Here is a 12,467-nt window from a genome sequence, read left to right on the forward strand (position 1 = left end):
GGTCGCGTTCAAGTGGAGAACCTCATCGGATTGCTCGTCGCGGCGCCGCTGCTCGGCGCGGCCCTGCTGCTGTGCGGGGGGCGGCGGCTGGACGGCAAGGGCCATTACCTCGGCACGGTGCTCGCCGCGGCCTCCTTCGTGATCGGCGCGGTGCTCTTCGCCGAGATGCTCGGCCGCGGCGAGCACGACCGGGCCCTGCACAGCAAGGTCTTCAGCTGGATCCCGGTGGGCGGCTTCCGGGCGGACGTCGCCTTCCAGCTCGACCAGCTGTCGATGACCTTCGTGCTGCTGATCACCGGTGTGGGCACACTGATCCACATCTACTCGATCGGCTATATGGAGCACGACGAGCGCCGCCGCCGCTTCTTCGGCTATCTCAATCTCTTCCTCGCGGCGATGCTGCTGCTCGTCCTCGCCGACAACTACCTGTTGCTGTACGTCGGCTGGGAGGGCGTCGGCCTCGCCTCCTACCTGCTCATCGGTTTCTGGCAGCACAAGCCCAGTGCGGCGACGGCGGCCAAGAAGGCGTTCATCGTCAACCGCGTCGGCGATATGGGCCTGTCGATCGCGATCATGCTGATGTTCACGACGTTCGGGACCTTCACCTTCGCCCCGGTGCTGACGGACGCGGACCACGCGGGCGAGGGCAAGCTCACCGCGATCGGGCTGATGCTGCTGCTCGCCGCCTGCGGCAAGTCGGCCCAGGTGCCCCTGCAGTCCTGGCTCGGGGACGCGATGGAGGGCCCGACCCCGGTCTCGGCCCTGATCCACGCGGCGACCATGGTGACCGCCGGGGTGTATCTGATCACCCGCTCCGGCGCGATCTTCGAGGGCGCACCGGACGCCCAGGTCGCGGTGGTCACGGTCGGCGCGGTCACGCTCCTCTTCGGTGCGATCGTCGGTTGCGCCAAGGACGACATCAAGAAGGCCCTGGCCGGGTCCACCATGTCGCAGATCGGCTACATGGTCCTGGCCGCCGGGCTCGGCCCGATCGGCTATGTCTTCGCGATCATGCACCTGGTGACCCACGGCTTCTTCAAGGCGGGGCTCTTCCTCGGCGCCGGATCGGTCATGCACGCCATGAACGACGAGGTCGACATGCGCAAGTACGGCGGCCTGCGGAGGTACATGCCGGTCACCTTCGTCACCTTCGGGCTCGGCTACCTCGCGATCATCGGCTTCCCGGGTCTGTCCGGCTTCTGGTCCAAGGACAAGATCATCGAGGCGGCGTTCGCCAAGGGCGGCACCGAGGGCTGGATCCTCGGCGGCGCGGCCCTGCTCGGCGCGGCCATCACCGCGTACTACATGACGCGGGTGATGCTGCTGACCTTCTTCGGCGAGAAGCGCTGGGGCACCACCCCGTCGCCCGACGAGCCCAGCGCCGAGCCCGCCGCCGAGTCGGCCGGGACACATGCGGAACCGCATCCGCACGAGTCGCCGAAGTCCATGACCATCCCCATGATCGTGCTGGCCGTGGGATCGGTCTTCGCGGGCGGGCTGTTCAGCCTCAACGACTCGTTCCTGAAGTGGCTGGAGCCGGTCACCGGCCACAGCCACGGCGACTCCCCGCTCAGTGCCGCGGCGGTCACCACCGGGACGATGGTCGTGCTGGCGATCGGTGTCGCGCTCGCCTGGGCGCAGTACGGACGCCGGCCGGTGCCGCGGACCGCCCCGCGCGGATCCCTGCTCACCCGGGCCGCTCGGCGCGATCTGCTCCAGGACGACTTCAACCATGTCGCGCTCGTCAAACCCGGCCAGTATCTGACCCGCGGTCTGGTCTATGTCGATCACAAGCTGGTCGACGGGGTGGTCAACGGCACCGCGGCCTCGGTCGGCGGACTCTCCGGCCGGCTGCGGAGGTTCCAGAACGGCTACGCCCGTACGTACGCGGTCTCGATGTTCGGCGGTGCGGCGGTGCTCATCGCCGCGACCCTGCTGATGAGGGCGGTCTGAGTCATGTCATTTCCCCTGCTGACGGCCACGGCCGTGGTGCCCGCGCTCGGTGCGGTCGCCACCGCCGCCGTGCCCGCCGCCAAGCGCGCCGCCGCCAAATGGGTGGCGCTGGGCTTCTCGCTGGCCACGCTCGTCCTCGCGGCGATCGTGCTGGTCCGCTTCGATCCCGACGGCGGCCGCTTCCAGCTCACCGAGTCCCATGCCTGGATCAAGGACTTCGGGGTCCGCTACGACCTGGGCGTGGACGGGATCGCGGTCGCGCTGATCGCGCTCACCGCGGTGCTCATCCCCTTCATCATCCTGGCGGGCTGGCATGACGCCGATCCGCTCGAAGGCGCCCGCCCCAACCGCCGCTGGCGGCCCACTCAGGGCTTCTTCGCGCTGATCCTGCTGGTCGAGGCGATGGTGGTGATCTCCTTCGAGGCCACCGACGTCTTCCTCTTCTACATCTTCTTCGAAGCCATGCTGATCCCGATGTACTTCCTCATCGGGGGCTTCGGGGACCGGGCCGGAGGCCGCTCCGAAGAGGAGACGGCCACTCAGCGCTCCTACGCCGCGGTGAAGTTCCTGCTCTACAACCTCGCGGGCGGGCTGATCATGCTGGCCGCGGTGGTCGGGCTGTACGCGGTCACCGCCGATCACCTCGGCAGCGGCACCTTCTCGCTCCAGGAGATCGTCCAGGCACGGGCCGGCGGCCGGCTGGACATGTCGTCCAGTACCGAGCGGCTGCTGTTCCTCGGCTTCTTCTTCGCCTTCGCGGTGAAGGCGCCGCTGTGGCCGCTGCACACCTGGCTGCCCAACGCGATGGGGGAGTCCACCGCCCCGGTCGCCGTGCTGATCACCGCGGTCGTCGACAAGGTCGGCACCTTCGCGATGCTCCGCTTCTGCCTCCAGCTCTTCCCGGAGGCCAGCAAGTGGGCCACCCCGACGATCCTGGTCCTCGCGCTCATCAGCATCATCTACGGGGCGCTGCTGGCGATCGGCCAGCGGGACATCAAGCGGCTGATCGCCTACGCCTCGATCTCCCACTTCGGCTTCATCATCCTGGGCATCTTCGCGATGACCAGCCAGGGCCAGGGCGGCGCCACCCTCTACATGGTCAACCACGGCGTCTCCACGGCCGCTCTGATGCTGGTGGCCGGGTTCCTGATCACCCGGCGCGGCTCGCGGCTCATCGAGGACTACGGCGGGGTGCAGAAGGTCGCCCCGGTGCTCGCCGGCACCTTCCTGATCGGCGGGCTCGCCACCCTCTCGCTGCCCGGACTGGCGCCGTTCATCAGCGAATTCCTGGTCCTGGTCGGCACGTTCAGCCGCTATCCGGCGTTCGGTGTCATCGCGACCGTCGGCATCGTGCTGGCGGCGCTGTACGTCCTGATCCTCTACCAGCGCACCATGACCGGTCCGGTGAAGGCCGAGGTGCGGTCGATGCCCGATCTGCGGGCGCGTGAGCTGGTCGTGGTGGCCCCGCTCATCGCGCTGCTGATCTTCCTCGGGGTCTATCCGAAGCCGCTGGCCGACATCGTCAACCCGGCGGTCGACCACACGCTGTCCGTGGTGGACAAGAAGGATCCCAAGCCCGATCACCCGGTCACCGACGCGGGCTGGTTCCGCTACAGCCCGGCGTCCGAGGGTGCTTCCCACGACGGTGCTTCCGGAGGTGCCAAGTGACTCATGCGGCCACTGTCCACAGCCTGTGGACAACAGCGGCGGCGGCCCCCGACAAGATCCCGTCGCCGGATATCGAATACGGCCAGCTGTCGCCCACGCTGATCGTGCTCGGCGCCGCGATCGTCGGCGTCCTGATCGAGGCGTTCCTTCCGCGCCGGCAGCGTTATGTCGCGCAGCTGTTCGTCTCCGTGGTCGCCCTGGCCGCGGCGTTCGCCGCGGTGATCGGCCTCGCCGCCGGGGACTACGGCACCAGCAAGTCCCGGGTCGCGGCCATGGGCGCGATCGCCGTCGACGGGCCGGCGCTCTTCCTCCAGGGCACCATTCTCCTGGTCGCGCTGGTGGCGGTGTTCACCTTCGCCGAGCGGCGGCTGGACCCGGTGGCGCACGGCAACCGCGTCGACTCCTTCGCGGCGCAGGCCGCCGCCGTGCCCGGCGGCGACGCCGAAAAGGCCGCCGTCAAGGCCGGTTTCACCACCACCGAGGTCTTTCCACTGGTCCTCTTCGCGGTCGGCGGCATGCTGGTCTTCCCGTCCGCCAATGACCTGCTGACGCTCTTCGTGGCGCTGGAGGTCTTCTCCCTGCCGCTGTACGTCCTGTGCGCGCTCGCCCGGCGCCAGCGCATCCTGTCGCAGGAGGCCGCCGTCAAGTACTTCCTGCTGGGCGCCTTCTCCTCGGCGTTCCTGCTCTTCGGCATCGCCCTGCTGTACGGCTACGCGGGCACGGTCACCTACTCCGGGATCGCGGACGTCGTCGACGGCCAGGTCAGGAACGTCACCCCGGCGCTCGCCGGGACCATGGGCAATGACGCGCTGCTGCTGATCGGCGGGGCGATGCTGCTGATGGGGCTGCTGTTCAAGATCGGCGCGGTGCCGTTCCACATGTGGACCCCGGACGTCTACCAGGGCGCCCCCACCCCGGTGACCGGCTTCATGGCCGCCGCTACCAAGGTCGCGGCCTTTGGCGCGCTGCTGCGGTTGCTGTACGTGGTGCTCCCGGGGCTGCGCTGGGATTGGCGGCCGGTGATGTGGGGCGTCGCCATCGTCACCATGCTGGGCGGTGCGATCGTGGCCGTCACCCAGACCGATGTGAAGCGGCTGCTGGCGTACTCCTCGATCGCCCATGCCGGGTTCATCCTGGCCGGTGTCATCGCCACCACGCCCGAAGGCATCTCCTCCGTCCTCTTCTACCTGGCCGCGTACTCCTTCGTGACCCTCGGCGCCTTCTCCGTGGTCACCCTGGTGCGGGACGCGGGCGGTGAGGCCACCCATCTGTCCAAGTGGGCCGGGCTCGGCCGCCGTTCGCCCCTGGTGGCCGCCGTCTTCGCGGTCTTCCTGCTGGCCTTCGCCGGTATCCCGCTGACCAGCGGCTTCGCCGGGAAGTTCGCGGTCTTCAAGGCGGCGGCCGACGGTGGGGCGGGCGCGCTGGTCGTGATCGGTGTGATCTCCTCGGCGATCGCCGCGTTCTTCTACATCCGGGTGATCGTGCTGATGTTCTTCAGCGAACCGCGCACGGACGGCCCGTCCGTGGCGGTGCCGAGCCCGCTGACCTCGTCGGCCATCGCGATCGGTGTGGCGGTCACGGTGGTCCTGGGCGTCGCCCCGCAGTACTTCCTGGACCTCGCGAGCCAGGCGGGGGTCTTCGTCCGGTAGCGGATGGCCGACGGTGGATCCGGGACGCCCGGCGATACGGACGCCGCCGGCCGGCAGCCATGGGGGCTGCCGGCCGGCGGCGTCCGTGCGTCCGGGGTGCTTCGGATCAGCCGGTCGGGAGGTCGGTCGGCAGATCGGTCGGGAGGTCGGTCGGGAGGCCGGAGGGGAGCGACGTCGGCATACCCGAGGGAAGATCGCTGGGCGAGGCCGCCTTGGTGAAGGTGTCGTTCTTGGCCAGCGCGTCCCAGTCGACGGTGAGGGTCTTGCCGTCCGCGCTGGTGGTGACCTTGCCCGCGCTGCGCTCGGTGTTGCCGTCGGCGCACTTGAGCATCAGCATCTTCCCGCCCATGTCGGTGTAGTCACCGGTGCAGGTGTGCTCGCCGGCGATCAGGACGGCCTTCTCGCCGCTGATGGACAGGATGACGGCCTCGTCGTCGGACTTCGCCACATAGGTGCCCGCGACCTTCCCGTCCGCGCCCCCCTCCGCCGGGGCGCTCGACGCGGAGGCGGACGCGGTGTCCTTGGACGTGTCCTTCTCGTCGTCGCCACCGTCACTGCCACATGCGGTCAGCAGCAGGGCGGCCGCCGCCACCGCACCGGCCATGCTCACTGCCTTCTTCACGTTCTCCTCCTGGGTTGATAGGGCAGGAGCACGACAAATTAGCAGCCGGGTCAGGGCGTGGCCGGAACGACCTGACCGGTCACCTCGCCCAGGCCGATACGGGCCCCCTGCGGGCCCGGTGCCCAGGCCGTGATGGTCACTTCGTCGCCGTCCTCCAGGAAGGTCCGGGTGCCGTCGGGGAGGCGCAGGGGGTCGCGGCCTCCCCAGGTGAGTTCGAGGAGACAGCCGAGTTCGTCCGGGCGCGGACCGCTGACCGTGCCGGAGGCGAAGACGTCACCGGTGCGCAGCGAGGCGCCGTTCACCGTCAGGTGCGCGAGCTGCTGGGCCGCGGTCCAGTACATGGCGGAGAAGGGCGGGCGGGAGACGGTGTGGCCGTTGAGGGCGACCTCGATGCGCAGATCGAGTCCGCCGGGCTCGGCGGCGCTGTCGTCGAGATAGGGGAGCAGCGGGACGTCGCGAGCGGGAGGGCTGGTACGGGCCGCGGCGAGGGCTTCCAGCGGGGTGACCCACGCGGCCAGCGAGGTGGCGAAGGACTTGCCGAGGAAGGGGCCGAGCGGGCGGTACTCCCACGCCTGGATGTCGCGTGCGGACCAGTCGTTGAGCAGACAGACGCCGAAGACATGGTCGTGGAACCCCGAGAGCGGCACCGGTGTATGAACAGTGGAAGGGGCGCCGACGACGAAGGCCACCTCCGCTTCGAAGTCCAGGCGGAGGGAGGGCCCGAAGACCGGAGTGGGGGAGGAAGCGTGTGGTGCGGAGGTATCGGCCGGGGGCAGGTGCTGGCCCTGCGGGCGGACGATGGGCGTGCCCGAGACGAGGAGGGTGCCGGCCCGGCCGTGGTAGCCGATCGGCATGTGCTTCCAGTTGGGGGTGAGCACATCGCCGTCCGGGCGGAAGATCCTGCCCGCGTTGGTGGCGTGGTGCTCGCTCGCATAGAAGTCGGCGTAGTCGGCCACCTCGAAGGGAAGATGGAGCGCCACGGTGGCGAGGGGGTGCATCAGGGGCTCGACGGCCGGCCGGTGCGCCGGGTCGGTGAGCCACTCGAGCACCTCGGCGCGGACGGCCCGCCAGACCGGGCGGCCCGCGGCCATCAGCGGGTTGAGGGTGTCGGCGGCCAGCAGTTCGGCGTGCGGAGAGGCGGTGGCGGCCGCGGCGGCCCCGGCGTCCAGCACATGGTCTCCGTAGCGCACCCCGATCTTCCGCAGATGCGGGGCGCGTGGCGGGGTGAAGACCCCATAGGGGAGGTTGTGCGGCCCGAAGGGGTCACCTTCGGGCAGGTCCAGCGGGGATCGCTGCGGCATCGGGGCTGCCTCGCCTTCTCCTCGGCACGGTGGGGGCGCGGGGGCGCAGGGCACACCCTAAGGTCCGGTCCGGGGCGAGCGGGGCGAGTGGGCGCCGACTGCCCGCATCGGCCCGGGATTATCCGGTCCGCAGGGTGCTGGGACCCCAAGGGCGCCTGGAGGCTGAGGGACCGGTGCGCCGGGCGGGTGCGGGTCACCCAGGGGCGGTGGATCGGCCGGGTCACCGTGGGGGAGGACGGTCGGCCGGTGCTCACCCCGCGCGGGGGCCGCCGGGCGGGTGAGCCGGCCGCCGACCATGTGCCGGCCGCAGCGGGCTACCGGAGGAGCGTCGCAGTGCTGGACTTCCCCAGCTCCGGACTCCGCTCGGAGCCGGTCGTCGACGCCGGGGCCCTGGCTCGGCGCCGGGACGGCTCCTCGGTCCTCGGGCTCCGCGTCACCGGCCTGCCCGCGGCGGCGAGTTTCGGCCCGGTGGTGCGGTTCGTCCCCGGCACGGAGTACGCGTCGCCACGGCCGGCGAGGGCGATGGTGGTCGGGCGCGGGCGACCGGTCGGCGGCCGTGGCATGAATGAACTGCTGCGATCGCGGTACTGCGATGTGAAGCGGCCGGTTTCGGGAGAGAGCGGTGAGAGGCGCACAAGGCGGGAAGGCGCCCACAGTGATCGATACCCGACCGGATACGCTGCCTGTTGGTGGAGGCAGCGACACATCGACATTCGCGTCATTCGTAGGCAGACAGGAGTACCCCGTGAGCTTCGTCGGGCCCTTGGGGCTGAGCGTGCGGGACCGGACTCTGGAAGCCGACACCCAGGCCGGGCTGACGGCGGTCGAGGAGGGCCTGCTGGAGGCCACCAAGAGCGATGTCCCCTTCATCACCGAGGCCGCCCAGCATCTGGTGCGGGCCGGGGGGAAGCGTTTCCGGCCACTGCTGGTGCTGCTGGCCGCGCAGTTCGGTGACCCCCACGCACCCGGTGTGGTGCCCTCCGCCGTCGTCGTCGAACTCACCCATCTGGCCACCCTGTACCACGACGATGTGATGGACGAGGCCGAGGTGCGGCGCGGCGTCTCCAGCGCCAACGCCCGCTGGGGCAACTCGGTGGCGGTCCTCACCGGCGACTTCCTCTTCGCCCGTGCCTCGCACATCCTGGCCGATCTCGGCCCGGAGGCGGTGCGGATCCAGGCCGAGGCGTTCGAGCGGCTGGTGACCGGTCAGATCCTGGAGACGGCGGGTCCCCGCGACGGCCGGGACCCGGTCGAGCACTACCTGGATGTGCTGGCCGGCAAGACGGGCTCGCTGATCGCCGTCTCCGGCCGGTTCGGCGCGATGATGTCGGGCGCCGACGAGACCATCGTCAGCGTCCTCACCCAGTACGGTGAGCGGCTCGGCATGGCGTTCCAGCTCGCCGACGATGTGCTGGACATCGCCAGCGACAGCCATGAGTCCGGTAAGACCCCCGGCACCGATCTGCGCGAGGGCGTCGCCACCCTGCCCGTGCTCTATCTGCGGGCCCAGGCCGAGGCGACCGGCTCCGCCGAGGACCGCGAGCTGTGCGAGCTGCTCGCGGGCGACCTCACCGATGACGCGCGCCATGCCGAGGTGCTGCGGCGGCTGCGCGTCCATCCGGCGCTGGAGCAGGCCCGCCGGGTCACCGTCCGCTACGCGGCGGAGGCGCGGTCGATGCTGGCACCGCTGCCCGACGGCCCGGCGAAGGCGGCCCTGGAGGGGCTGTGCGACGCGGTGGTCCACCGGGCGGGCTGACGCCCGGGTGCCCACTCGGCGCTTCACGGCGCCCTCGCGGTGCCGATGCCTGGCGGTTGTGCGCCCGGTCCCGGACTTCCGGTGGGGTGGCGTCATACCCGAGCATTACGCGCGGGTGATCCTGCGGGCTGACGCGCCACGGCGGTCGATTTGATGGGATGAAAAGACCACCACATGGCGGGATCGGGTGACAATGGCCCGAGAGGTGGACGAGTGCAAGCTGACAAACCGCCGCCGACGACGGAGGTAGAGCACATATGGCACGGATCCGACCGACACAGGTCGCCGACGACGGCTTCTGGGACGATGAGCGGCCATCCCGGGGGAAGAAGGCCGCCCGGTACGCCGCCCCGGTCGCGGTCGCGGGCATCGCGGCGGCGACCATAGGACTGGTCCCGGCGCTCGCCAGCACCGGCGACCCCGACCTGCCGAAGATCTCGGCGCAAGAGCTCATCAGCAAGATGGCGGCATCGGACACCCAGCAGCTGTCCGGTTCGGTGAAGATCACCACCGACCTGGGCATCCCCTCGCTCCCGGGCGGCGGTTCCCTCGCCGACCTCGGCGGCGCGCGGGGCGGCGACGCGTCCGCCTCGCCCGACTCCCGGCTGCTGGAGCTGGTGTCCGGCCCGCACACCCTGCGGGTGGCCGCCGACGGCCCCGACAAGCAGCGGGTGTCGATCGTCGAGAACGCCGCCGAGTACAGCATGATCCACAACGGCGACGAGGTCTGGGCGTACGACAGCGGGAGCAACTCCGCCTACCACGCCACCGCCCCCAAGGACGCCGAGGCCAAGGGCGACCACCGGCAGGACGTGCCGAAGGACCTGCGGGACGCCACGCCCCAGGAGATCGCCAAGAAGGTGCTCGCCGCCGTGGACGACACCACCGATGTGAGGGTCGACGGCACCGCCCGGGTCGCCGGACGGGACGCGTACCAGCTGCTGATCGAGCCCGAGCAGAACAGCCACTCCACGATCGGGTCGGTCCGTATCGCGGTGGACGCGGACACCGGCGTCCCGCTGAAGTTCACGCTCTCCTCGAAGAGCGGCGGCAAGGCGGCCATCGACGTCGGCTTCACCAAGGTGGACTTCGGCAAGCCCAAGGCGGGCACCTTCGACTTCACCCCGCCCAAGGGCGCCAAGGTCACCGAGGCGCCCGACGCCGGCCGGAACGGCGCCAAGGACTTCGGGGCCAAGGACCTCAAGGGCGCCCAGGACGCCCTGTCCGGGCTGAACGTCGTCGGTGAGAGCTGGGATGCGGTCGCCCGGATCGACGTCCCCGGCGCCGCGGCGTTCACGGCCCCCGGCGTCGACAGCGGCGCGGGCGCGGCGTCCGGCCTCCTCGACGGCTTCGGCAAGAAGGTCAAGGGCGACTTCGGCTCCGGCACCGTGATCAGCACCCGGCTGGTGAACGCGCTGCTGACCGACGACGGCAAGGTGTTCGTCGGCGCGGTCGACAAGGACGCTCTGGTCAAGGCGGCCGACGCGGCCAAGTGAGGCGCTGGGCGCACAACGCGTAGATCACGACGCACGACGAAGGGGAGCCCGTGGAGCAGCGGTCCGCCGAGGACGACGCCGCGGTGGAGACCCGCGGGCTCACCAAGCGCTACCGGGGCGGACAGCTCGCGGTCGACGCACTCGACCTGTCCGTGCCGCGGGGCAGCGTCTTCGGCTTCCTCGGGCCCAACGGCTCGGGGAAGACGACGACCATCCGCATGCTCATGGGCCTGATCGAGCCCACCTCCGGCAGAGCCAGACTGCTCGGCGAGCCGATGCCGCGCGCCGCCCGGAGCGTGCTGCCGAGGGTGGGCGCCCTCATCGAGGGCCCCGCCCTCTACCCCTTTCTGACCGGCCGCGACAACCTGCTGCGCTTCGACGCCGCCGACCCCACCGCGGACCCCCGCACCCGGACCAGCCGTGTCGCGGCCGCCCTGGACCGGGTCGGGCTGGCCGCCGCGGCCGGGAAGAAGGCCCGTGCCTACTCACTCGGCATGAAACAGCGCCTGGGTCTGGCCGCCGCGCTGCTCCAGCCGCGTGAGCTGCTGGTCCTGGACGAGCCGACCAACGGCCTCGATCCGCAGGGCATGCGCGAGATCCGTACCCTGGTGCGCGAACTGGCCGAGGACGGCACCACCGTCTTCCTCTCCTCACACCTCCTCGATGAGATCGAACAGGTGTGCACGCACGCCGCCGTCATGGCCCAGGGCCGCCTGATCGCCCAGGGCACGGTGGCCGAACTGGCGGCGGGCAGCCGCGGCAGGCTGGCCGTCACCACCCCGGACCCGGCGGACGCGGTCCGGGTCCTCAAGGAGCACGGGGTGACCGATCTGGTGGTGCTGGACGAGCGCGTCTCCGGCGAGCTGCCGGTGCCCGGCCCCGGCGCCGACGAGGCACCGCTGGAGCTGGCCGACCTCAATGCCGCCCTGGTACGCGCCGGGGTGCGGGTCCGGGCCTTCGGGGCCGAACGCGCCTCGCTCGAGGACGCCTTCGTGGCGCTGACCGGGGAGGGCTTCGATGTCGCGGGCTGATGGACGGGCCGACAGGGCCGATGTCCGGGCCGACAGGGCGGAGGCCGCGGGCACCGGCGTACCGGACAGGGCCGGCACGCCGGACGCGCGCCGCCCGAGCCTCCTGTGGTCCCTGGAGCTCTTCCGTTCCGAGCTGATCACCACCCTCCGCCGCTGGCGGACACTGGCCCTGCTCGGGGTGCTCGCGCTGATCCCGATCCTCATCGGTATCGCGGTGAAGATCGAGACGAGCGACGGCGGGAGTCTCGGCGGCGGCCGTGGCGGAGACGGGCAGGGCCCGGCCTTCTTCTCCCAGATCACCAACAACGGCATCTTCCTGGTCTTCGCCTCGCTGGCGGCGACGCTGCCGGTCTTCCTGCCGATGGTGATCGGTGTGATCGCCGGTGACGCCGTCGCCGGTGAGGCGGGCTCCGGGACGCTGCGCTATCTGCTGGTCGCCCCCGCCGGGCGGACCCGGCTGCTGCTGGCCAAATTCGCCACCACCATGGCCTTCTGCCTGATCTCGACCCTGGTCGTGTCCCTCTCGGGCCTGGTGACGGGGGCGCTGCTCTTCCCGCTCGGCGACGTCACGCTGATCTCGGGCATCACCGTCCCGTTCGAGGACGCGCTGCTCCGGGCCCTCGCTGTGGCGGCCGTGGTGGCCCTGTCGCTGGTGGGGATCGCGACGGCGGGGCTGTTCATCTCGACCCTGACCAACAGCGGGATCGCGGCCATGGCCACGACCGTGGGGCTGGTGGTCACCGTGCAGATCCTCGACACCATCCCGCAGCTGCACGCGATCCACCCCTATCTCTTCCCGCACTACTGGCTCAGCTTCGCCGATCTCCTCCGCGAGCCGGTCTACTGGGACCAGCTGGTCAAGAACATGGGACTGCAAGGGCTGTACGTCGCCGTGTTCGGCTCGGCGGCCTGGGCCCGGTTCACCGCGAAGGACATCACGGCCTGAGCCCTGAGTCCTCCTGAGCCCTTAACCCTGAGCCGGTGTGCCGGC

9 protein-coding genes are annotated in these 12,467 nt (G+C 70.7%); 7 read left to right on the plus strand and 2 right to left on the minus strand.

From position 1 onward, the window contains the following. The first annotated feature begins 12 nt into the window (after positions 1–12). Genes nuoL through nuoN form a run of 3 tightly spaced genes read left to right on the plus strand, consistent with a single transcriptional unit; the run spans position 13 to position 5,270 of the window. Positions 13–1,953, plus strand: a complete 1,941-nt coding sequence (gene nuoL / locus N6H00_RS22615; RefSeq protein ID WP_268973647.1) for an NADH-quinone oxidoreductase subunit L — start codon at positions 13–15, stop codon at positions 1,951–1,953. A gap of 3 nt (positions 1,954–1,956) precedes the next feature. Continuing rightward, a complete protein-coding gene (locus tag N6H00_RS22620) occupies positions 1,957–3,621 on the plus strand; it encodes an NADH-quinone oxidoreductase subunit M (protein WP_268973648.1) in 1,665 nt (554 codons plus the stop codon). Then, a complete protein-coding gene (nuoN, locus tag N6H00_RS22625) occupies positions 3,618–5,270 on the plus strand; it encodes an NADH-quinone oxidoreductase subunit NuoN (protein ID WP_268973649.1) in 1,653 nt (550 codons plus the stop codon). The genes N6H00_RS22620 and nuoN overlap by 4 nt, the downstream gene beginning before the upstream one ends. A 106-nt stretch (positions 5,271–5,376) precedes the next feature. Here the strand turns inward: nuoN and N6H00_RS22630 are convergent, their stop codons facing one another. Together N6H00_RS22630 and fahA are read right to left on the minus strand one after the other, a co-directional pair. After that, on the minus strand, positions 5,377–5,892 hold the full coding sequence (locus tag N6H00_RS22630; protein WP_268973650.1) for a hypothetical protein: 516 nt from the start codon (positions 5,890–5,892) through the stop codon (positions 5,377–5,379). A 50-nt stretch (positions 5,893–5,942) separates the two neighbouring features. Continuing rightward, positions 5,943–7,193 (minus strand): fumarylacetoacetase, encoded by a 1,251-nt coding sequence (fahA, locus tag N6H00_RS22635; RefSeq protein ID WP_268973651.1) that lies wholly within the window; start codon positions 7,191–7,193, stop codon positions 5,943–5,945. A 745-nt stretch (positions 7,194–7,938) separates the two neighbouring features. Here fahA and N6H00_RS22640 point away from each other — a divergent pair. The 4 genes from N6H00_RS22640 (at position 7,939) to N6H00_RS22655 (ending at position 12,422) form a co-directional block, all read left to right on the plus strand. Then, a complete protein-coding gene (locus N6H00_RS22640) occupies positions 7,939–8,949 on the plus strand; it encodes a polyprenyl synthetase family protein (RefSeq protein ID WP_268973652.1) in 1,011 nt (336 codons plus the stop codon). Between the two features lie 257 nt (positions 8,950–9,206). Next, on the plus strand, positions 9,207–10,445 hold the full coding sequence (locus tag N6H00_RS22645; RefSeq protein WP_268973654.1) for a LolA family protein: 1,239 nt from the start codon (positions 9,207–9,209) through the stop codon (positions 10,443–10,445). Positions 10,446–10,495: 50 nt separating this feature from the next. After that, positions 10,496–11,476: an ABC transporter ATP-binding protein gene (locus N6H00_RS22650; RefSeq protein ID WP_268973655.1), complete on the plus strand. Its 981-nt coding sequence runs from the start codon at positions 10,496–10,498 to the stop codon at positions 11,474–11,476. Next, on the plus strand, positions 11,463–12,422 hold the full coding sequence (locus N6H00_RS22655) for an ABC transporter permease (protein WP_268973656.1): 960 nt from the start codon (positions 11,463–11,465) through the stop codon (positions 12,420–12,422). Before N6H00_RS22650 ends, N6H00_RS22655 begins: the two co-directional genes overlap by 14 nt. The last annotated feature ends 45 nt before the right edge of the window (positions 12,423–12,467 follow it).

Source organism: Streptomyces sp. S465, assembly GCF_026898115.1.
Taxonomy (GTDB): domain Bacteria; phylum Actinomycetota; class Actinomycetes; order Streptomycetales; family Streptomycetaceae; genus Streptomyces; species Streptomyces luomodiensis.